18 protein-coding genes are annotated in these 19081 nt (G+C 73.0%); 9 read left to right on the forward strand and 9 right to left on the reverse strand.

The annotated features are described in order from the left end of the window. The first annotated feature begins 8 nt into the window (after window positions 1–8). Window positions 9–665: an MBL fold metallo-hydrolase gene (locus tag ACZ6JT_RS33585; protein WP_469215712.1), complete on the forward strand. Its 657-nt coding sequence runs from the start codon at window positions 9–11 to the stop codon at window positions 663–665. 196 nt (window positions 666–861) lie between these two features. Then, window positions 862–2178, forward strand: a complete 1317-nt coding sequence (locus ACZ6JT_RS33590; RefSeq protein WP_469215824.1) for an MFS transporter — start codon at window positions 862–864, stop codon at window positions 2176–2178. Window positions 2179–2192: 14 nt separating this feature from the next. Here ACZ6JT_RS33590 and ACZ6JT_RS33595 read toward each other — a convergent pair whose 3' ends face one another. The 4 genes from ACZ6JT_RS33595 to uvrB form a co-directional block, all read right to left on the reverse strand. Beyond that, complete coding sequence (locus ACZ6JT_RS33595) at window positions 2193–3176, reverse strand: TerC/Alx family metal homeostasis membrane protein (RefSeq protein ID WP_469215714.1); 984 nt, start codon at window positions 3174–3176, stop codon at window positions 2193–2195. Window positions 3177–3414: 238 nt separating this feature from the next. Further along, window positions 3415–5397, reverse strand: a complete 1983-nt coding sequence (locus ACZ6JT_RS33600; RefSeq protein ID WP_469215716.1) for a TerD family protein — start codon at window positions 5395–5397, stop codon at window positions 3415–3417. Window positions 5398–5453: 56 nt separating this feature from the next. Then, a complete protein-coding gene (locus ACZ6JT_RS33605) occupies window positions 5454–6032 on the reverse strand; it encodes a TerD family protein (protein WP_030707055.1) in 579 nt (192 codons plus the stop codon). Window positions 6033–6120: 88 nt separating this feature from the next. Next, window positions 6121–8277 carry an excinuclease ABC subunit UvrB gene (gene uvrB, locus ACZ6JT_RS33610; protein ID WP_469215729.1) on the reverse strand — a complete coding sequence of 719 codons (2157 nt, stop codon included), beginning with the start codon at window positions 8275–8277 and terminating at the stop codon, window positions 6121–6123. Window positions 8278–8510: 233 nt separating this feature from the next. Here uvrB and ACZ6JT_RS33615 point away from each other — a divergent pair, with 233 nt between their 5' ends. From ACZ6JT_RS33615 to ACZ6JT_RS33625, 3 genes are all read left to right on the forward strand, one after another. Continuing rightward, window positions 8511–9413: a glycerophosphodiester phosphodiesterase gene (locus ACZ6JT_RS33615; RefSeq protein ID WP_469215731.1), complete on the forward strand. Its 903-nt coding sequence runs from the start codon at window positions 8511–8513 to the stop codon at window positions 9411–9413. A gap of 112 nt (window positions 9414–9525) precedes the next feature. After that, complete coding sequence (locus ACZ6JT_RS33620) at window positions 9526–10089, forward strand: methylated-DNA--[protein]-cysteine S-methyltransferase (protein ID WP_469215733.1); 564 nt, start codon at window positions 9526–9528, stop codon at window positions 10087–10089. Window positions 10090–10245: 156 nt separating this feature from the next. After that, on the forward strand, window positions 10246–11541 hold the full coding sequence (locus tag ACZ6JT_RS33625; protein ID WP_469215734.1) for an MFS transporter: 1296 nt from the start codon (window positions 10246–10248) through the stop codon (window positions 11539–11541). Window positions 11542–11573: 32 nt separating this feature from the next. Here ACZ6JT_RS33625 and ACZ6JT_RS33630 read toward each other — a convergent pair whose 3' ends face one another. Then, the gene (locus ACZ6JT_RS33630) at window positions 11574–11942 is read right to left on the reverse strand and encodes a cupin domain-containing protein (RefSeq protein ID WP_469215736.1); all 369 of its coding nucleotides are present in this window, start codon (window positions 11940–11942) and stop codon (window positions 11574–11576) included. A 73-nt stretch (window positions 11943–12015) separates the two neighbouring features. Continuing rightward, window positions 12016–12807 (reverse strand): class I SAM-dependent methyltransferase, encoded by a 792-nt coding sequence (locus ACZ6JT_RS33635; RefSeq protein ID WP_469215737.1) that lies wholly within the window; start codon window positions 12805–12807, stop codon window positions 12016–12018. Window positions 12808–12889: 82 nt separating this feature from the next. Here ACZ6JT_RS33635 and ACZ6JT_RS33640 point away from each other — a divergent pair, with 82 nt between their 5' ends. Together ACZ6JT_RS33640 and ACZ6JT_RS33645 are read left to right on the forward strand one after the other, a co-directional pair. Continuing rightward, a complete protein-coding gene (locus ACZ6JT_RS33640) occupies window positions 12890–13834 on the forward strand; it encodes a pseudouridine-5'-phosphate glycosidase (protein WP_469215739.1) in 945 nt (314 codons plus the stop codon). Continuing rightward, window positions 13831–14730: a carbohydrate kinase family protein gene (locus ACZ6JT_RS33645; protein ID WP_469215740.1), complete on the forward strand. Its 900-nt coding sequence runs from the start codon at window positions 13831–13833 to the stop codon at window positions 14728–14730. The genes ACZ6JT_RS33640 and ACZ6JT_RS33645 overlap by 4 nt, the downstream gene beginning before the upstream one ends. Before the next feature lie 299 nt (window positions 14731–15029). Here the strand turns inward: ACZ6JT_RS33645 and ACZ6JT_RS33650 are convergent, their stop codons facing one another. Next, the gene (locus tag ACZ6JT_RS33650) at window positions 15030–15677 is read right to left on the reverse strand and encodes a nucleoside/nucleotide kinase family protein (RefSeq protein WP_469215742.1); all 648 of its coding nucleotides are present in this window, start codon (window positions 15675–15677) and stop codon (window positions 15030–15032) included. Window positions 15678–15770: 93 nt separating this feature from the next. Here ACZ6JT_RS33650 and ACZ6JT_RS33655 point away from each other — a divergent pair, with 93 nt between their 5' ends. After that, window positions 15771–17225, forward strand: a complete 1455-nt coding sequence (locus ACZ6JT_RS33655; protein ID WP_469215744.1) for a WGR domain-containing protein — start codon at window positions 15771–15773, stop codon at window positions 17223–17225. On the opposite strand, the gene ACZ6JT_RS33660 is transcribed toward ACZ6JT_RS33655, so the two are convergent. Continuing rightward, on the reverse strand, window positions 17178–17582 hold the full coding sequence (locus ACZ6JT_RS33660) for a cupin domain-containing protein (RefSeq protein ID WP_469215747.1): 405 nt from the start codon (window positions 17580–17582) through the stop codon (window positions 17178–17180). The genes ACZ6JT_RS33655 and ACZ6JT_RS33660 overlap by 48 nt on opposite strands. A 138-nt stretch (window positions 17583–17720) precedes the next feature. Between ACZ6JT_RS33660 and ACZ6JT_RS33665 the strand changes: the two genes are divergently transcribed. Next, on the forward strand, window positions 17721–18377 hold the full coding sequence (locus tag ACZ6JT_RS33665; RefSeq protein WP_469215749.1) for a DUF2293 domain-containing protein: 657 nt from the start codon (window positions 17721–17723) through the stop codon (window positions 18375–18377). On the opposite strand, the gene ACZ6JT_RS33670 is transcribed toward ACZ6JT_RS33665, so the two are convergent. Further along, window positions 18370–19074 carry a chaplin gene (locus ACZ6JT_RS33670; protein ID WP_469215751.1) on the reverse strand — a complete coding sequence of 235 codons (705 nt, stop codon included), beginning with the start codon at window positions 19072–19074 and terminating at the stop codon, window positions 18370–18372. The two genes, ACZ6JT_RS33665 and ACZ6JT_RS33670, sit on opposite strands and share 8 nt — an antisense overlap. Window positions 19075–19081 lie beyond the last annotated feature (7 nt).

Below are 19081 nucleotides of genomic sequence, written 5' to 3' on the forward strand. Positions count from 1 at the left end.
ATCACCTCATGACGTACACCGGAGAGGTCAAGGTCGGCGGTCCGGCCGACGTGCACGAGCTCGCGGACCTGATGATTTCCAAGGTCGCGGTGGGCCCCATGAACAACAACGCGTACCTGCTGCGCTGCCGGGCCACCGACGAGCAGCTGCTCATCGACGCGGCCGCCGAGGCGGACACGCTGCTGAGCCTGATCGGGGACGACGGCATCGCGTCCGTCGTCACCACCCACCGGCACGGCGACCACTGGGGCGCGCTCGCCGAGGTCGTCGCGGCGACCGGCGCGCGGACCTACGCGGGCGCCCAGGACATCGAGGGCATCCCGGTGGCGACCGACGTGGCCGTGGCGGACGGGGACACGGTCCAGGTCGGGCGGGTCACGCTGACCGCCCGCCACCTGGTCGGACACACCCCCGGCTCGATCGCCCTGATCTACGACGACCCGCACGGCCACGCGCACGTGTTCACCGGCGACTGCCTCTTCCCCGGCGGCGTCGGCAACACCCAGGGCGACCCGAAGGCCTTCGCGAGCCTGATCGACGACGTGCAGCACAAGCTCTTCGAGCAGCTGTCGGACGAGACCTGGGTCTACCCGGGCCACGGCAACGACACCACGCTCGGCGCGGAGCGTCCGCACCTGGCCGAATGGCGCGAGCGCGGCTGGTAGCCGGGGCGGCGCGTCAACTTCGGTACGCGACGCACTCCTTCCGGTCGTTGACGGCCGAACGCACGTCCCGAGGGGTGGGGAACGGGGTAATTGGTGCACCATGCACCAAGACCCCTCCCCGCCCCTCGCGTCCTCCCCCGCTCCCTCCCCCGCTCCCTCCCCCGCCTCCGGGGCCGACGACGCGACCCGCCCCGGCATGCTGCGGCTCGCCTCGGCCTCCCTCGCCGGTACCGCGATCGAGTTCTACGACTTCTTCGTGTACGGAACGGCCGCCGCCCTCGTGCTCGGCCCGCTCTTCTTCCCTTCCTTCTCCCCGCTCGCCGGGACCCTCGCCGCGTTCGGCACCTTCGCCGTCGGCTTCCTCGCCCGCCCGCTCGGCTCGGCGGTCTTCGGCCACATCGGCGACCGCCACGGCCGGCGCCCGGTGCTCCTCGCCTCCCTGCTCCTCACGGGCCTCGCCACGGTCGCCGTCGGCTGCGTGCCCACGTACGGCTCGATCGGCGTGGCCGCGCCCGTTCTGCTGCTCCTGCTGCGCTTCCTGCAGGGTCTCGGGCTCGGCGGCGAGTGGGGCGGCGCGGTGCTGCTGACCGCCGAGCACGCGCCGGAACAGCGGCGCGGGCTGTGGTCGAGCTTCCCGCAGATCGGCCCGCCGGTGGGCTTCCTGCTGGCCAACGGCCTGATGCTGGGGCTGTCCGCGTCGCTGAGCGACGCGCAGTTCACCTCGTGGGGGTGGCGGGTGCCGTTCTGGGCCGCCGGGCTACTGGCCCTGGCCGGGCTGTGGCTGCGCCGCTCCGTGGAGGAGACCCCGCAGTTCAAGGCGCTGACCGAGACCGGGCGGCGGGCCGAGGCACCCGTGGCCGAGGTGTTCCGGAGTCACTGGCGGCTGCTCCTGCTGACGGGCGGGGCCCTCGCCGTGGCCTACGCCGTCTTCTACACGGTCACCACCTGGGCCCTCGCCTACGCCACCGAGCGCCTGGGAATGGGGCGGACGGTGGTGCTGGCCTGCATCATGGGCGCCGTCGCGCTGATGGGCCTGGCGACCCCGCTGGTGGCGGTGCTCGGCGACCGCCACGGCCGGCGGCCGCTGTGCCTGGCCGGGTGCACGGCCTGCGTCCTGACGATGTTCCCGCTGGTGGCGCTGCTCGGTACGGCCGATCCGCTGCTGATGACGGCGGGCTTCGCGGTGGCGCTGCTGGCCATGGTGACGATGTTCGCGGTGGTGGGCGCGTACCTGCCGGAGCTGTACGCCCCGCGCATCCGCTGCACCGGCGCGGCCGTCGGCTACAACCTGGGCGGGGTGCTGGGCGGGGCGCTCACCCCCGTCGTGTCGACGGCGCTCGCGGACGGCCCGGGTCCGCCCTGGGGCGTCGCGGTGTACCTGACCGGGATCGCCCTGGTCAGCCTGGGCTGCTTCGCGCTGCTGCCGGAGACCGGTCCGCTGGTCGTGCGGGCGGGATCGGGCGCCGGCGGGGAAACGGAAGCGGGGGCGGCCGAAGCGGCCGCCCCCGCGTAGCCCCGTAGCCGCGGTTACGCGTCGATGCTCTCCTGGCGGGCGGCGGCCTCGGCCGCCGCCTGCTTCTTCGAGGCCATCAGGCTGGTGATCGTGGTGATGACCAGGACACCGCAGATGACGCCGAGGGAGACCGGGATCGAGATCACCGGGACGTGCACCCCGTTCTCGTGCAGGGCGTGGAGCACCAGCTTGACGCCGATGAAGCCCAGGATGATGGACAGGCCGTAGCTGAGATGGACCAGCTTCTTCAGCAGGCCGCCGATGAGGAAGTACAGCTGGCGCAGGCCCATCAGGGCGAAGGCGTTGGCGGTGAAGACGATGTACGGGTCCTGGGTGAGGCCGAAGATCGCGGGGATCGAGTCCAGGGCGAACAGCACGTCGGTGGTGCCGATGGCGAGCATGACGACCATCAGCGGGGTCAGCACGCGCTTGCCGTTGTCGACGATGAAGAGCTTGGTGCCGTGGTACCGGTCGGCGACGCCGAACTTCTTCTCGACGGACTTGAGAAGACGGTTCTCCTCGAACTCCTCCTCGTCCTCGTCCTTGCGGGCCTCCTGGATCAGCTTCCACGCGGTGTAGATCAGGAACGCGCCGAAGATGTAGAAGACCCAGGAGAAGCTGGCGATGATCGCGGCGCCGGCCGCGATGAAGACCGCGCGCAGGACCAGGGCGATCAGTACGCCGATGAGCAGCACGCGCTGCTGGAGGTGGGACGGCACCGCGAACTTCGCCATGATCAGGACGAAGACGAAGAGGTTGTCGACGCTCAGCGACTTCTCGGTGATGAAGCCCGCGAAGAACTCCTGGGACGCCTGCGGGTTGCCGAAGAACCACAGGCCGAGGCCGAAGAGCGCGGCGAGGACGATCCAGACGACCGTCCAGGTACCGGCTTCCTTGATCGATACGTCGTGCGGCTTGCGACCGATGAAGAAATCGGCACCGATGAGGAGGGACAGACCGAGAATGGTCGCGGCCCACAGGGCCCAGGAAACTTCCATGGTGAACACGCCTCCGGCGGATGGCTCAGGACTACGTCAGCGTCATCGCTGCCGGAGGTCTCTTCCACCCGGGCGGCCTGGAGGCCGTGGGCCGGCGCCCCGGGACCGACCGCGCTCACATCACCGCGGTGGTCCGTATTGACGGGTACGCCGTAGCAGGAAAGCAGGAATACTCCCCTCCGCAGACACGAGCATACCCATCAAGGGCCGAAAAGGTAAAGGAAATGCCAAGCGATGGTCACGGGCGGGTAGTGCGCCGGGCCTCCGCCACCCGGTCCAGTGCCTGTTCGAGGACTCGGCTGCCCTGCGGCGGCAGGTCCGGTTCGAAGGTCCAGGCATGGTGGACCCAGGGATCGGCGAGGTGGCTGTCCGGAACCGGCGACAGCCGCATCAGCGAGCGCCACAGCGGGTCGAGCAGCGGCCCGTAGGCCGAGGCCTCGTCGCGGTCGGCGACCATCAGCAGGTGCACGCCGACCGCCGGGCCCTCGTCGGCGAGGTAGCGCAGCTGGGTGACGGCGCGGTCGTCGAAACCGTGCGGGAAGTCGTGCACGATCAGCAGCTGCTCGGCCGTGTCCACGTCCGGCGGCAGGTCCTCGGGCGCACCGGCCCGCAGCGCCATCTGTACGAGGTCGACCCGCCGGGTCAGGCCCGCCAGCGTCTGGGTGACCCCGTGGGCCCCCGCGGCGGGCGGCGCGGCGAGCACCCCGGCGCGGACGAGGGGCGCCAGGGAGGCGGTGCCGGCCCCGGCCGCGTCGATGACGTGGACGGAGAACCGGTCGGCCGGGTGGACCGCGAGCAGCCGCACCGCGTGCGCGACGGCCATGTCCATGGCGGCCCGGCGCAGCCGGTCGGTGTCCATGGCCATCGCGGCCTCCGAGCCGGTACGGCCGTTGTCGATCCAGATCCCGCGCTCCAGCGGGACCCGCATCAGCATGGGGATCCGCAGGTCGGGGCGCTCGGGCAGGCTGAGGTCGCCCAGGCGCAGGGCCAGCGGGTTCTCCTCGGGCGCCGCGGTCGCCCGGCTGTCGTGCCAGACCGGGTTGCCCCAGCGGGCGTACGCGGGCGGCAGCGCGGGCTCGACCACCTCCGATTCGGCGATCAGCTGGGCGAGGTCCCGGTCGAGCACGGCCTGGGCCTGGGCGACGAGCTCCTCGCGGCGGGCCCGGGCGGTGTCGCGGGCGGCGTTGCCGGAGCCGCCGAGGCGGTGGCGCGGGTCCGAGAGGGCTTCGTCGAGCTCGCGGTCCATGCGGGAGTCGGCGAACTCCACGGCGCTGCGGTAGGCGGCCACCGTGCGGGCCAGGTCCTCGAACATGCCCCAGACCTGGTTGTAGAGCCGCTCCTCCAGGGACCAGCCGCTGGCGTCACCGGCGACGGGCCGAGGGGGCTGTCCGGGCTCCTGCGGCGCGGCGGCCCGGGGCGCGGGCTCGGGCGGCTCGGTGCTGGTGCGGCGGCGCCGCGGGTGCGCGTAGTCGATGGTGGGCGGCGAGCCCCCGGTGTCGCCGCCGGGCACGGGTCCGGGCACGGCGGCGTACGGGACCCCGGAGACGGGGACCGGGCCGGGCGGCTCGGGGGTGGCCGCGGGACCGTGAGCCGGGTCCTGGGCCGGCGTCTGCGGGGCGCGCAGGTCACCGGCCAGGGTCCGCAGGGCCGCGCGCGTGGCGTCGCCCTGCGCGGCGGGGGCGGCCGTGCGCAGCGCGGCGGCGGCCAGGGCCGCGGCCTCCGCCGCGGGCAGTCCGCCGTCGGCCAGCAGGGCGCCGAGGCCGTCGGCGTAGCCCTGGCCCACGGCACGGACCTTCCAGGCGCCCTGGCGCCGGTACAGCTCCAGGGCGACCACGGCGGTCTCGGCGTCGAGCCCGGTCAGGGTGTAGCAGGCCAGCTCACCGCCCGCCGGGTCGGCCACCGCCACGTAGGAGGCCGGGACGGAGCCGAAGCGCACGGGGCCGCCGGGCGGCAGGACGAGCAGCACGCCGATCCGGTGGACGTCCGCCGCGACCGCGTCGAGGTCGACGGCGAAGGTGTGCCGGTCGGCGAGCTCCCCGGGCGCCTGCACGCCGGGGAGGGACCTGGCCCCCGGGTGGGCCAGTACCGCGTCGCCGGCGAACCGGCCCTGTTCGTCGGCGAGCGAGGCCAGGGCGAGCACGGCCGTGCCCGCCGAGACCCTGATTTCCACCCGGCTGTGGGACACGGGGTGGTTCTGCCCCCGGACCAGTTCGGCCGTCATCGTGCAGCCCCTCCCCCGTGCCTTGTTCTCTCGTGCCTTCGTCTCGTCCGGTACTGCTACAGGTGCGGCAGGATCGCCGGCATGAGGTCCTGGAAGGTGCGGCCGTTGGCCGGGTTTCCGAGGGCCGTCATCTGCCAGCCCCCGCCCACGCGCGACACCTTCGCCATGATCTGCGCGGTGTACTGACCGCCGCCGTCGAGGGTGTAGCGGGCCAGCTCCTGGCCGTTGGTCTCGTCGACGATGCGGCAGAACGCGTTCTGCACCTCCTGGAACGTCTGGCCGGTGAAGGAGTTCACCGTGAAGACGATCTGGTCGATGTGGACCGGCACGCGCTGGAGGTCGACGAGGATGGCCTCGTCGTCCCCGCCCTGGCCGACCCCGCCGACGAGGTTGTCACCGGTGTGCCGGACGGAGCCGTCGTCGCTCTGCAGGTGACGGAAGAACACGACGTCCACCGGCTGCTTGTCGGCGAAGAGCACGGCCGAGGCGTCGAGGTCGATCTCCCGCGTCCGCGAGCCGAACAGTCCGCGGCGCTTCGCCGCCTGCCAGCCGAGGCCCATCCGGACCGCGGTCAGCGTTCCCCCGTCCGCCTTCTGCAGACTGATGGCCTGACCCTTGGTCATATTGACCGTCACGTGCTGTCCCCTCTCCATGGCCCGCCCCAATAACGGGCGCGCAGGGTGTACCTGCGGCTGTGATTCAACCCTACTGACCCGCTCGGGGTCAGGCGAGGCCCGCTTCCTTCATCTGACGCAACTCCTTCTTCAGCTCGCCGACCTCGTCCCGGATCCGGGCCGCGACCTCGAACTGCAGCTCCGCGGCCGCCCCGCGCATGCGCTCGGTCATCTGCTCGATGAGCGCGGTCAGCTCCTCGGCGGGCCGGTCGGTGAGCGCCACGGCCCCCTTGGCGGCCTTGGCCCCCTTCGCGCCCTTGCCGCCCGCCTTGGTGTGGGCGGCCCGGCCGCCGAGCGCCGGCACCGGCGCCTTGGCCCCCTTGCCGTCCTTCGCCTGCCGGTACCCGGTGCCGAGAAGCTCCTCGGTGTCGAGCTCCTCACGGGCGATCGTGGCGACGATGTCGTTGATCTTCTTGCGCAGGGGCTGCGGGTCGATGCCGTTCGCCGTGTTGTAGGCGATCTGCTTCTCCCGGCGCCGGTTGGTCTCGTCGATGGCCTTCTCCATCGCCGGGGTCATCTTGTCCGCGTACATGTGGACCTGGCCCGAGACGTTGCGCGCCGCGCGGCCGATGGTCTGGATCAGGGAGGTCCCGGAGCGGAGGAAGCCCTCCTTGTCGGCGTCGAGGATCGCCACCAGGGACACCTCGGGCAGGTCGAGGCCCTCGCGAAGCAGGTTGATGCCGACCAGGACGTCGTACTCGCCGGCCCGGAGCTCGCGCAGCAGCTCGATGCGGCGCAGGGTGTCCACGTCGCTGTGCAGGTAGCGGACCTGGATGCCGAGCTCCAGGAAGTAGTCGGTGAGGTCCTCGGCCATCTTCTTGGTGAGGGTGGTGACGAGGATCCGCTCGTCCTTCTCCACCCGCTGCCGGATCTCGTGGACCAGGTCGTCGATCTGGCCTTCGGTGGGCTTGACCACGACCTCGGGGTCGATGAGGCCGGTGGGGCGGATGATCTGCTCGACGAAGCCGTCGCTGCGCGAGAGCTCGTACTTCCCGGGGGTCGCGGACAGGTAGACGGTCTGGCCGATGCGTTCCTGGAACTCCTCCCACTTCAGCGGACGGTTGTCGAGGGCCGACGGCAGCCGGAAGCCGTGGTCGACCAGGGTCCGCTTGCGGGAGGCGTCGCCCTCGTACATGGCGCCGATCTGCGGCACGGTCACGTGCGACTCGTCGATGACCAGGAGGAAGTCCTCCGGGAAGTAGTCGATGAGGGTGTTCGGTGCGGAGCCGCGCTCGCGGTCGTCCATGTGCAGCGAGTAGTTCTCGATGCCGGAGCAGGACCCGATCTGCCGCATCATCTCCAGGTCGTACGTGGTGCGCATGCGCAGCCGCTGCGCCTCCAGCATCTTGCCCTGCTTCTCCAGCTCGGCGAGGCGTTCGGCCAGCTCGGCCTCGATGCCGTTGATCGCCTTCTCCATGCGCTCGGGGCCGGCGACGTAGTGGCTGGCGGGGAAGACGTACAGCTCGCGGTCCTCGCTGATGACCTCGCCGGTCAGCGGGTGGAGGGTGGAGAGGGCCTCGATCTCGTCGCCGAACATCTCGATGCGGACGGCCAGTTCCTCGTAGACCGGGAAGATCTCGATGGTGTCGCCGCGCACCCGGAAGGTGCCGCGGGTGAAGGCCACGTCGTTGCGCGTGTACTGGATGTCGACGAAGCGGCGCAGCAGCTGGTCCCGGTCGATCTCCTCGCCGACCTTGAGGGAGACCATCCGGTCGACGTACTCCTGCGGGGTGCCGAGGCCGTAGATGCAGGACACGGAGGCGACGACGATCACGTCGCGCCGGGTCAGCAGCGAGTTGGTCGCGGAGTGGCGCAGCCGCTCCACCTCCTCGTTGATCGAGGAGTCCTTCTCGATGTACGTGTCCGACTGCGGTACGTACGCCTCGGGCTGGTAGTAGTCGTAGTACGAGACGAAGTACTCGACGGCGTTGTTCGGCAGGAGCTCGCGGAACTCGTTCGCCAGCTGGGCGGCGAGCGTCTTGTTCGGCGCCATCACCAGGGTGGGGCGCTGAAGCTTCTCGATCATCCAGGCGGTCGTCGCCGACTTGCCGGTGCCTGTCGCACCCAGCAGGACGACATCCTTCTCACCTGCGCGGATGCGCTTCTCCAGGTCGGCGATGGCCGCCGGCTGGTCGCCGCTGGGCTGGTAGGGGCTGACGACCTCGAAAGGCGCCACCGTGCGTTCGATCTTCGATACGGGCCGCATGACTCAACCGTACGACCCCCCACTGACACTCACGCGTCCCCGCCGGTCCGCGGCGCGCTCCGGCGGCTCCGGACGCCGCGGGACCCTGTCATCCGTTCTGGTCCGTTTGTCGTAGTTCGGTGGCGGCTCTGTGATCTTCAACCCCATGATCGCGGTGAAGTGCATCGCCACAACGTCTGCCGCTCCGCACCCGTCTGACGCAGGAACAGGGCTACGACCCGAGGAGAACGCACATGTACGTCCGACCCGCCGCCGCGGCCGCCGCCGCATTCCTGGGCTTCACCCTCACCCTGCTGGGCGGGACGGCCTCGTACGCCGCCAGCGGACCCGGATCCGCCGCCGACCGGGCAGCGCTGGGGGAACCAGTCGTGTACGCGCACCGGGGGGCCTCGGCGTACGCCCCGGAGAACACCCTGGCCGCGATCGACCTGGCCATGCGGCTGGGCTTCGACTGGGTCGAGAACGACGTGCAGCGCACCAGCGACGGCGAGCTGGTGGTGATCCACGACGACACCCTGGCCCGGACCACGAACGTCGAGCAGGTGTTCCCCGGCCGCTCCCCCTGGAAGGTCAAGGACTTCACGGCGGCCGAGATCGCCCTGCTGGACGCGGGCACCTGGTTCGGCGAGGAGTACGCGGGCGCGCGCGTGCCCACCCTGCGCCAGTACCTCAACCGGGTACAGCGCAACCAGCAGAAACTGCTGCTGGAGATCAAGAAGCCGGAGCTCTACCCGGGGATCGAGGAGCAGACCCTGAAGGTGCTGGGCGACGCCGGCTGGCTCGACGAGCGGCACATCGCGCGGCGCCTGGTGGTGCAGAGCTTCAGCGCCGACTGCGTGCGCCTCGTGCACCGGCTGCGCCCGGACCTGCTGACGGCCTTCCTGGGCACCCCCACCGTGGCGGACCTGCCGCGGTACGCGGAGTTCACCGACCGGATCAACCCCTGGCACACCACGATCTCGGCCGACTGGGTCGCCGCCGTGCACGGCCTGCTGGGGGCCCACGGCAAGGCCATGGAGGTGGACACCTGGATCGTGGACGACGCGGCGACCGCCCGGAAGGTCCAGGACATGGGCGTGGACGGGATCATCACCAACGCCCCGGACGTGGTGCAGGAGGCGATCGACGGGTTCTGAGCCCGCCGACGTGCCGCGGCGGGCGTGGGTGACGCGGGTGGTGTGGTGCGGGTGAGGGGGCGATGCGGCCGAAGCGGCCGGCGTTGTCAGGGGGGAGCCGTACGGTGGACGGGTGGACAGCACCGAGCGGCCCCGCGGGCCGCACCTCGAATGGACCGTCGTCGCCAGCGACATCGGCCCCCTGCTCCTGGCCGCGACCCCGGAGGGTCTGGTCCGGGTCGAGTTCCATGCCGCCCCGGACCGGGTCGAGAAGATGATCGGCCCGCTGGTCTCCCGGCTGGGCGCCGACGCGCGCCGTCCCGCGCCGGGCGAGGAGGCCCTGCTCGCCGAGCCCATACGCCAGCTCAAGGCGTACTTCGCGGGTGCGCTGCGCCGCTTCGAGCTGCCGCTGGACTGGCGCCTCAGCTCCGGGTTCAACCGGCAGGTGCTCCAGGAGCTGGACCGCACCGTGCCCTACGGATCGGTCGTCGGCTACGGGGAACTGGCCGCCCGCGCCGGACAGCCCGGCGCCGCCCAGGCCGTGGGCAACGCCATGGGCTCGAACCCGCTGCCGCTGGTGGTGGCCTGCCACCGGGTCGTGGAGAACGACGGGGGCATCGGGGGCTTCGGCGGCGGGGTGGAGACCAAGCGGCAGCTGCTCGCCCTGGAGGGCGTGCTTCCGCAGCCGCTGTTCTGAGCGGGCTCCTGACCTGCGGGCCGGCCGGTACGCCGGGACGGTTCCGCCAGGCGGTAAGGGGTGGCACACTGCGGCGGTGACTACTGCTGCCGCCGCATCCGGCTCTCTCGCGCCCTCCGGGCCCCGCGTCACGCACCCGCGGAAGCGGGGTGCGGCATGACGGCCTCCCCCGGCACGGACCGGCCGGCTCCGCCGCTCGACCTCCCGGACGTGGCCCGGCTGCAGCGGCGCACCTCCTGGGTCCTCATCGCCGGGCAGATCCTCGGCGGGCTCGGCGTGCCCATCAGCATCGCCCTGGCCCCCGTGCTCGCCACCGAGATCAGCGGCACCGAGGCCATGTCCGGCCTCGCCTCCACCGCCGCGGTGATCGGCACCGCCCTGGTCTCGCTGCCGCTCGCCGCCCTGATGACCGCGCGCGGCCGACGCCCCGGCCTGGTCCTCGCCTACGCGATCGGGGCCGTCGGGGCGGGACTCGTCGTCCTGGCCGCGACGATCCGGAACTTCCCGCTGCTGCTGCTCGGCATGGCCGCCTTCGGCGCGGCCTCCTCCGCCAACCTGCAGGCCCGCTTCGCCGCCGCCGACCTCGCCGCCCCGGACCGCCGGGCCCGGGCGATCTCCGTCGTCGTGTGGGCCTCCACCCTCGGCGCGGTGCTCGGCCCCAACCTCTCCGCGCCGGCCAGCCGCAGCTTCGCCGGAACCGCGATACCCGAGACGGCGGGCCCCTTCGTGTGGGCCGCCGTCGTCTTCCTGCTCACCGGCACGCTGATCGGCGTACTCCTGCGACCCGACCCGCTGCTGACGGCCCGGGCGCTCGCCGCTCCGGCGGAGCAGACCCGCGAGGGCCGCTCGCTGCGCGCCGGGTTCGCCGCCGTGCGGGCCTCCCCTCGGGCCCGGCTCGCGCTCGTCACCGTCGCCGTGTCACACACCGTCATGGTCTCGATCATGGTGATGACCCCGATGGACCTGGGCCACCACGGCGCCGGCCTGGAGCTCATCGGGCTGGTCATCAGCATCCACATCGCGGGCATGTTCGCCTTCTCCCCGCTGATGGGGTGGCTCGCGGACCGGCTCGGACGGCTGTCCGTGATCGGCCTGGCCGCCGGGCTCCTCTCGGTCGCCGCGCTGCTCGCCGGGACGGCCGGGCCCAGCCACGGCCGGAGCATGCTCGGGCTGTTCCTGCTCGGGCTCGGCTGGTCCGCCGGGATGGTGTCCGGCTCGGCCCTGCTGACCGACTCGGTGCCGCAGCCCGCGCGGGCCGCCGTACAGGGTCTGAGCGACCTCACGATGAACGCGTCCGCGGGGGTGGGCGGCGCGGCCGCCGGCCTGGTCATGTCCCAGGCCGGCTACGGCTGGCTGAACGCCGTCGGCGCCGCGCTGCTGCTGCCGATGGCGGCGCTCGCCCTGTTCACGGCACGCCGCCACCCCGTCGCCGCGAAGGCCGTCGGCGGCTGACGGGCCTCTGGGGGCTGGCGCCGGCGGGGGCCTCAGTAGCTGATGTGGTAGGCCTTGCGGAGCGTCTCGTGCACGGTCCAGGTGGTCTTGTCGCCCTCCCGCAGGACGCAGGCGGAGCCGGGACCCACCTCCAGGGTGTCGCCGCCCTCGACCTCGACGGTGGCGCGGCCGCTGACCACCACGAACAGCTCGTCGGCCTCGGTGTCGGTGACCACGCCCGGGGTGATCTGCCAGATCCCGCGCACCTGGCGGCCGTCCGGCGACTCCCAGAGCACCTTGCCCGTCACGACGGGCTCCCCGGAGACGATCTGGTCGGGGTCGAGGTCCTCGGGCTCCAGTTCCACGTCCGCGACGGAGACGGAGAAGGAGGCGGGGGCGGCGGAGTGATCACTGGTGCTCATGGCGCGCCAGCCTAGACCGGCCCGCCCCTGCGGCGCGGTGACCACAGCGTCCAGGAACGGCCCGGCCCACGAGTCACCCTGTCCAGTCGGACCCGGGCGGCGGGGGCGGGCGGCGGGCGGTGAGGACCGGCTGGTGGAACCCGGTGTCCGCCGGCGCGTGCCAGACCGGGTCGCGCAGGCCGGTCTCCCGGGCGAACTCGGCGGTCCGCTCCTGCGGCAGCGCCCAGTACGTCGCCGTCGACGTCCTTGTGGTCCAGGTGTCGCCGGCCGGCAGCAGCTGGAAGAGCTCCAGGTCGTAGCGCTCCCCGTCGGCGTGCCAGTGCCACAGCTGGAAGGTGATGGTCCGCCCGTCGGGGCCGGTGCGCACGTGCGGGGCCTCGCTCTGCGGGCGGGCCCGGCGCAGTTCCCCGTACGGGCGGGTGGAGAGCAGCAGCAGTCCGCCGGGGCGCAGGACCCGCCGGGTTTCGGCCAGCGCGGCGCACACGTCCCGAGCGGTGAGCAGGTGCGGCAGCGCGTTGTCGGCGCAGACCACGGCGTCGAAGGAGGCGTCCGGGAAGGGCAGGGCCCGCATGTCGGCGGCGGCGACGGACAGGTCGAGTCCCCGGCCGACGGCCTCCCGGGCGGCGCGGGCCGCGGAGGCGGGGCTCAGGTCGGTCCCGGTGACCCGGTGGCCCAGGGCCGCGAGGCCCAGGGCCTGGGTGCCGATGCCGCAGGCGTTGTCGAGGACGGTGTGCGGCCCGGGGCCCAGCGCGGTGGTGAGGAGGGCGTCGAGGGCCCGGCCCTGCCGGGTGACGGAGGCCTGCCAGTCCGCGTACAGGAGGTCGTAGCGATCGGCCAGATCGTCGTAGAACCCGCGCGTGTCCACGGGGGAACGCTACTCGGACAGGTGGGGACGGGTGTGGCGGGAGTGCGTTTGGGGGCGTGGATCCCGTGCCATGGATGGGGACATGTCACAGCACACAGATACTGCACCCCTGTCGGGCGGACCGGTCCTGTCAGAAGAGGTACGCGACGCACTCGCCCGGGGCAGGCCCGTGGTGGCCCTGGAGTCGACGATCCTCGCGCACGGCCTGCCGCGTCCCCGCAACCTGGCCGTGGGACTCGAACTGGAGGCGCTGGTCCGCGCGGAGGGTGCGGTCCCGGCGACGGTGGCGGTCGTGGACGGGGTGGCGTACGCGGGCCTGGACAAGGCGCGGCTGGAGCGGATCGCGGGCGGCGACGGCGTGCGCAAGCTCGGCCACCGGGACCTGGCCCCCGCGCTGGCGACGCGGGCGACCGGGGCGACGACGGTGTCCGCGACGGCCTTCCTGGCCGCGCGGGCGGGCCTGCGGGTCTTCGCCACGGGCGGGCTGGGCGGCGTACACCGGGAGTGGGCGCAGACGCAGGACGAGTCCGCGGACCTCGCGCTACTGGCGCGGACCCGGATCACGGTGGTGTGCGCGGGGGTCAAGTCGATCCTGGACGTGCCGGCCACGCTGCAACGGCTGGAGACGCTGGGGGTCGGGGTCCTCGGGTACGGGACCGACCGCTTCCCGGGGTTCTACCTGGCCGACTCCGGCGAACCGGTGGACTGGACGGTGCACCGGCCCGAGGAGGTCGCGGCGGTGATGGCCGCTCAGGACGCCCTGGGCGGGGCGGAGTCGGCGCTGCTGGTGGCCAATCCCGTGGCCGAGGCGGAGCAGCTGGACCCGGAGCTGCACGACCGGGTGCTGGCGGAGGCGCTCGCGGAATGCCGTGAGCAGGGGATCACGGGGCAGGCGGTGACCCCGTTCCTGCTGGGGTTCCTGGTACGGGCCACCGGTGGCGCCTCCCTGGAGGCCAACCTGGCGGCGGTACGCGGCAATGTGCGGCTCGGGGCCCGGATCGCGGGAGCCTGGGCGGCGCGGGGATGACCGCGCCGGGAGCGCTGGTCGTCGTCGGCGACGTGGTGACGGACGTGGTGGCGATACATCCGGAGCCGCTCGCCCCGGCCACGGACACGGCCGCCCGCATCCGCACCCTGCCGGGCGGTGCCGGCGCCAACGCCGCCTGCTGGGCGGCCCGTACGGGGACCGCGGAGGTACGCCTCCTCGCGCGGGTGGGCGGCGAGTCGGCGCGGTGGCACGAACGTGCACTGGTGGACGCGGGGGTGCGGCCCCGGCTGGTCATCGACCCGGAGGAGCCGACCGGGACGGTGGTCGCGCTGGTGGGCAAGGACGCGGAACGCACCTTCCTGACCGACAGCGGGGCCTCGCTGCGGCTGTGTCCCGCCGACTGGGCCCCGTCGCTGCTGGACGGGGCGGCCCACCTCCACCTGTCCGGCTACCTGTTCTTCGCCGACAGCAGCCGGGAGCTCGCCCTGGTCGCGCTGCGGGCGGCACGGACCCGGGGGGTGCCGGTGAGCGTGGACCCCGCCTCGGCCGGGTTCCTGGCCGCCCTGGGCCCGCGGCGCTTCCTGGACGCGGTGGCGGGGGCGGAGATCCTGCTGCCCAACGAGGACGAGGCCCGGCTGCTGGCCGGGCTGCCGGAGCCGGCCGGGGTGGCCCGCGCGGCGGTGGAACTCAGCCGGCGGACACCGCTGGTGGTGGTGACGTTGGGCTCGGCCGGCGCGCTGGTCGCCGAGCGCGGCCGGATCACCGCCGAGGTCGCCGCCGAGCCGGCCGAAGCGGTGGACTCCACCGGCGCCGGAGACGCCTTCACCGGCGGCTTCCTCGCAGCCCGCCTCCAGGGCGCGGACCCCACGGAGGCCACCCGCGCCGGCTGCCGCACCGCCGCCCTCGCGATAACCCGCCCAGGCGGCCGCCCCTAGCCCGCTGGCAAACGCCGGCCCCGCCGACGTTTGAGGCGCGGGGGTCCGGAGCCCCGATCCTCCAGCCCACCCCGCACCATCCAGCGCCTCCGGCCGTTCCAGCCCCGCCGGCGTTTGAGGCGCGGGGTCCGGGGCGGAGCCCCGATCCTTCAGCCGCACCGACAACTCCGGCCGCACCAACCCCCTCCAGCCCACGCCGCACCATCCAGCGCCTCCGGCCATTCCAGCCCCGCCGGCGTTTGAGGCGCGGGGGTTCGGGGGCAGCCCCCCCCGGCTACGGCGCCGGGCCCGCGCCCGCGTTACCGCCTCCGGACCCCCGTCCACGCCGGATGCCGGGAATCGTCGGCCCGGACCACCACGTCCGCCCCAGCCGCCGGGTCCACCTCCGCCTCGTACCGCGCGAACGCCGCCACCGTCCACCGCTGCGCCTCCTCCGTCCGACGGCCCATCGCCCCCGGCGACAGCCGGATGTGGACGCTCAGGTCGAAGGGGAACCACTGCCCGAGCAGCAGCGGGCCGTGCACCAGCAGCACCCCTCCGGCCGGGAGTTCGGCGTACGGGCTGCGCGTCGCCCGGTCGGTCACCGGGTCCCACAGGTCCGGCAGCACCCGCCCGGTCCCGCCGGGATCGGTCGGGCCGAACACCTCACGCCAGAGCGCGGCCGTGTCGTACCAGCCGCCGAGGTACGCGTCCACGTCCTGCCGCCCGAACTCAAAGCGGAGGGAGGCGGGCCGCAGGAACCCCTCCGTCGCCACCACCAGCACCGCCCGCCCGCGCCCGCGCAACGCCTCCGCGAGCTCCTCCGCGAGCACGCCGGTTCCGGCGGCCGGCGCTCCGTCAATGCCGACCCGCTGCCAACTGCCCTGCTCGGGCCGGTTCTCGGGGTCGTCGAGGTGACCGGCGAGCCGCTCGGCCATCCGCTGCCATGTGATCGCTTCCCACTTCACCGGCCCATTGTCAGTGGTGGGACTTAGCGTTTTTCACGAGGGATCACCGGCGGAAACGGAGCCGGCGGCCCGGCCTTCGGGGAGGGGTTTGTCATGGCTCGGGAGACGACGTATCTGGAGCTGTCGCAGGACGGCGGCGGGGCGCACAAGTTCTACGAGGTGACCGTCGACGGCACGGCCGTCTCCGTGCGGTACGGACGCATCGGCGCGGACGGCCAGCTGCAGAGCTCCTCCTTCCCTACCGCCGAGAAGGCCCGGGCGGCCGCCGCGAAGAAGATCGGCGAGAAGGTCCGCAAGGGGTACGCCCCGGCGGTGCGGGGGCAGCGCGCCGCCCGCTCGGTGACTCGCCGCCAGGTGACGTCGGCGCCGTCGACGGCGCGGGCGGTGGCCCCGGTGCTGTGGCGTTTCCGCACCGGCTCCTCCGCTTTCGGGATCCACGTGGACGAGGACCGCTGCTGGGTCGGCAACCAGGCCGGCGACGTCTACACGCTGAGCCACGGCGGTGAGGTGCTGGCCCGGTATGCGCTGCCGGACGGCGTGAAGTGCCTGGTGGCGGACGAGTTCTGGATATACGCGGGCTGTGACGACGGCACGGTGTACGACCTGTCGTCGAAGGTTCCCTTCGGTGCCTACGACATCGCGGAGGACGTGGACATCTTCTGGCTCGACATCCGCGAGGGCGTCCTGAACGTCTCGGACCGACGCGGCGGGCTGACGGTCATCGACCACGAGGACGAGTTCCAGTGGTCGAGGCGCTCGGCCGGCTCCAACGCATGGATGGTCCGGGCGGACGCGGACGCCGTCTACCACGGCCACAGCAAGGGGGTGACGGCGTACGCGCCGGACGGCGGCCGGGAGCTGTGGCACACCGCGACCAACGGCTCGGTGCTGTTCGGCTGGCAGGAGGACCACGCGGTGTACGCGGGCACCGGGCGGAACACCGTGCAGCGGCTGTCGAAGGCGACGGGCGCGGTGGAGGCGACCTACCGGTGCGACGCGGCGGTGTACTCGTGCGCGACCTCGCCGGACGGACGGCACGTCTTCGCCGGCGACCTCTCCTCCTCGGTGTACTGCTTCGACGCCGACGGGCAGCGGCTGTGGAAGCTGGGTACGGGCAGCGGGTCCGCGCTGTCCATGCAGTACCTGGACGAGCGGCTGTACCTGGTCACCACGGACGGTTCGCTGGTCTGCGTGGATGCGAGCGGGCAGGCGATCGCGGCGGCCCAGCAGGGCTCGGTGCCGACTGCGGTGGACGTGAAGTCGGCGGCGGCCCTGCCGGTGTTCACCCCGGCCGCTTCGGCCTCGGCGGTGGCGACGGTCTCCATGGCCGTGGTGGCCTCGGAGCCGGCCGGCGGTGTGGTGGTGGAGTGCGTCCGGCAGGGCGGCCGGATGCGGGTGCAGGTGGTGTCGGACGGCTTCGAGCCTTCGTGGAACGTGCAGTTCCCGCGCGGGATACGGGAGCCGGGCGCCCGGTACGTGGTCGAGGGGCTGCACGCGGCCTCAGGTGGCTTCTACCGGGTCCGTGGAGAAATACGACGGCTTGTGTGAGCGGCAGGCCGCCGGGTTGGCGCCGGCCGGGGCCGGTGTGGGTATCGCGAAGGGCGTTCCCTCGGGAAGTGCGGGGGTCACGTGGAGCACGACCGGTTCGGTGCCCAGGTTGTGGCCCAGGTGGATGTGTCCGATGCCCGCGGGTTCCACGAAGGTGGTCCCGGTCCGGTGGACCACGACGGTGCGGTCGTGCAGGACCCGGGTCAGGGTTCCGGCGAGCACCACGGCGTCCAGCCGGACCCGGTGGAAGTGCCAGCCGGTGCAGCCGCCGGGTGGGATGACGATCTTCCGGCCCGACGGGGCCGCGGCACCACATGCCCTGCCCGCCCGCGCCGTCGTCGCCTGCCGTCCACCCATGAGCCCTCCTCCGCGGACCGGCCTCCGGCCCACGGCCCCACCGTAGAAGGCGTCCCGGTATCCAGGAAGAGTTGGTGAAACATCAACCGCCCCTTGCCACCAGGTGATATGAGGCCCCTACGGCGGTATCACCCCTGTATGAGCCTGGTGGTTTTCGAGTCTCTGAAGCAGATCCACTGCGCCGAGTGCCGGCGGGGCCCGCTCCGGCACCTCGTGCGCGAGGCGGGCGTGCCGCGCTGTCTGGACTGCGCCGATCTGGGGCACCTGGTCTACCTGCCGCGCGGGGACGCCGCGCTCACCCGCCGTTCCCGCGAGGCCAGTTCGCTCTCGGCCGTCGTCGTCCGCTTCCACAGGCGCCGCCGCCGGTACGAGCGCCTGGGGCTCCTCGTGGAGGACGCCGCCCTGGCGCGGGCGGAGCGCGACTGTCTCGCGGACTCCGAGGCACGGGCGCGCCGGCGGGAGCGCGACCGGCTGCGGCGCGCGGCCGAGGACACCCGGTTCACGGCGGCCTTTGCCGCCGAGATAGTGCGGCTGTTCCCCGGGTGTCCGGCCGACCGGGCCGTGGCGATCGCCCAGCACGCCTCGGTGCGCGGCAGCGGCCGGGTGGGCCGCACCGCGGCCGGCCGGGCCCTCGACGAGTCGGCCGTCTCGGTCGCGGTACGGGCGGCGGTGCGGCACACCGACACCGAGTACGACGCCCTGCTGATGGCGGGCGTCCCCCGGTTCGCGGCCCGCGCCCGGCTGGCCGCGCGGATCGACGCCATCCTCGACGGGTGGCGTTCCCCGCCTAGTTGAGGCGGAAGCGGCGGTAGAGGAGGACACCGCCGAGCAGGAGGGCTCCGCTGCCGGGCAGCAGGTATCCGAGGCCGTCGGCTCCGGTGTGGGCGAGGGCCTCGGTGTGCCGCGGCGGGGCGGGCGGGGCGGGCGGGGTGACCGGCCGTTCGGTGACGGGCGGTTCGACGACCGGAGGCTGGGCGGGCTTGCCGCCGGTGGGTTCCTCGCCGTTGACGGAGGTGTTGCCGTGCGAGGAGTTGCCGACGCCGACGACGCTCACGGAATTGCCGCTGAGGTTCAGCGGGAGCTCCACGGGAAGCTGCAGGCCGTTGCCGGACAGCACTCCGGGTGAATCCTTTCCGCGCCCTTCCGCCACGGCCCCGGCCCCGGCACCTCCCCCGTTTCCCGCTCCCGGTTTCGACGGATGTGACGAGGTCCCCTGCCCGGGATGCCCGCCACCGCCTCCCGGTGTCTCGTTGGCACAGCGGTTGCCGGCAGCCGAGTTGAGTACGCCGACCACGCTCACGGTGTTCCCGCACACGTTCACCGGGACGTGCACGGGCAGCTGCACCAGATTCCCGGACAACAGCCCGGGCGAGCCTTCGGCCCGGCCGCCCGCGTCCGCATCGGCGTAGGCGAAGCCGCTCACGCCCGCGACCGCCAGTCCACCTCCCGCAACCACCGCCGCGATCAGGCCATTCCGACGACTGTGACGCATGAGTTTC

It is taken from the genome of Streptomyces sp. NPDC046308 (assembly GCF_055588065.1).

Coding starts and splice junctions, on each gene's coding strand:
- ACZ6JT_RS33585 (WP_469215712.1), top strand. CDS start 9: ATGACGTACACCGGAGAGGTCAAGGTCGGCGGTCCGGCCGACGTGCAC.
- ACZ6JT_RS33590 (WP_469215824.1), top strand. CDS start 862: ATGCTGCGGCTCGCCTCGGCCTCCCTCGCCGGTACCGCGATCGAGTTC.
- ACZ6JT_RS33595 (WP_469215714.1), bottom strand. CDS start 3,176: ATGGAAGTTTCCTGGGCCCTGTGGGCCGCGACCATTCTCGGTCTGTCC.
- ACZ6JT_RS33600 (WP_469215716.1), bottom strand. CDS start 5,397: ATGACGGCCGAACTGGTCCGGGGGCAGAACCACCCCGTGTCCCACAGC.
- uvrB (WP_469215729.1), bottom strand. CDS start 8,277: ATGCGGCCCGTATCGAAGATCGAACGCACGGTGGCGCCTTTCGAGGTC.
- ACZ6JT_RS33615 (WP_469215731.1), top strand. CDS start 8,511: ATGTACGTCCGACCCGCCGCCGCGGCCGCCGCCGCATTCCTGGGCTTC.
- ACZ6JT_RS33625 (WP_469215734.1), top strand. CDS start 10,246: ATGACGGCCTCCCCCGGCACGGACCGGCCGGCTCCGCCGCTCGACCTC.
- ACZ6JT_RS33630 (WP_469215736.1), bottom strand. CDS start 11,942: ATGAGCACCAGTGATCACTCCGCCGCCCCCGCCTCCTTCTCCGTCTCC.
- ACZ6JT_RS33640 (WP_469215739.1), top strand. CDS start 12,890: ATGTCACAGCACACAGATACTGCACCCCTGTCGGGCGGACCGGTCCTG.
- ACZ6JT_RS33645 (WP_469215740.1), top strand. CDS start 13,831: ATGACCGCGCCGGGAGCGCTGGTCGTCGTCGGCGACGTGGTGACGGAC.
- ACZ6JT_RS33655 (WP_469215744.1), top strand. CDS start 15,771: ATGGCTCGGGAGACGACGTATCTGGAGCTGTCGCAGGACGGCGGCGGG.
- ACZ6JT_RS33660 (WP_469215747.1), bottom strand. CDS start 17,582: ATGGGTGGACGGCAGGCGACGACGGCGCGGGCGGGCAGGGCATGTGGT.
- ACZ6JT_RS33665 (WP_469215749.1), top strand. CDS start 17,721: ATGAGCCTGGTGGTTTTCGAGTCTCTGAAGCAGATCCACTGCGCCGAG.
- ACZ6JT_RS33670 (WP_469215751.1), bottom strand. CDS start 19,074: ATGCGTCACAGTCGTCGGAATGGCCTGATCGCGGCGGTGGTTGCGGGA.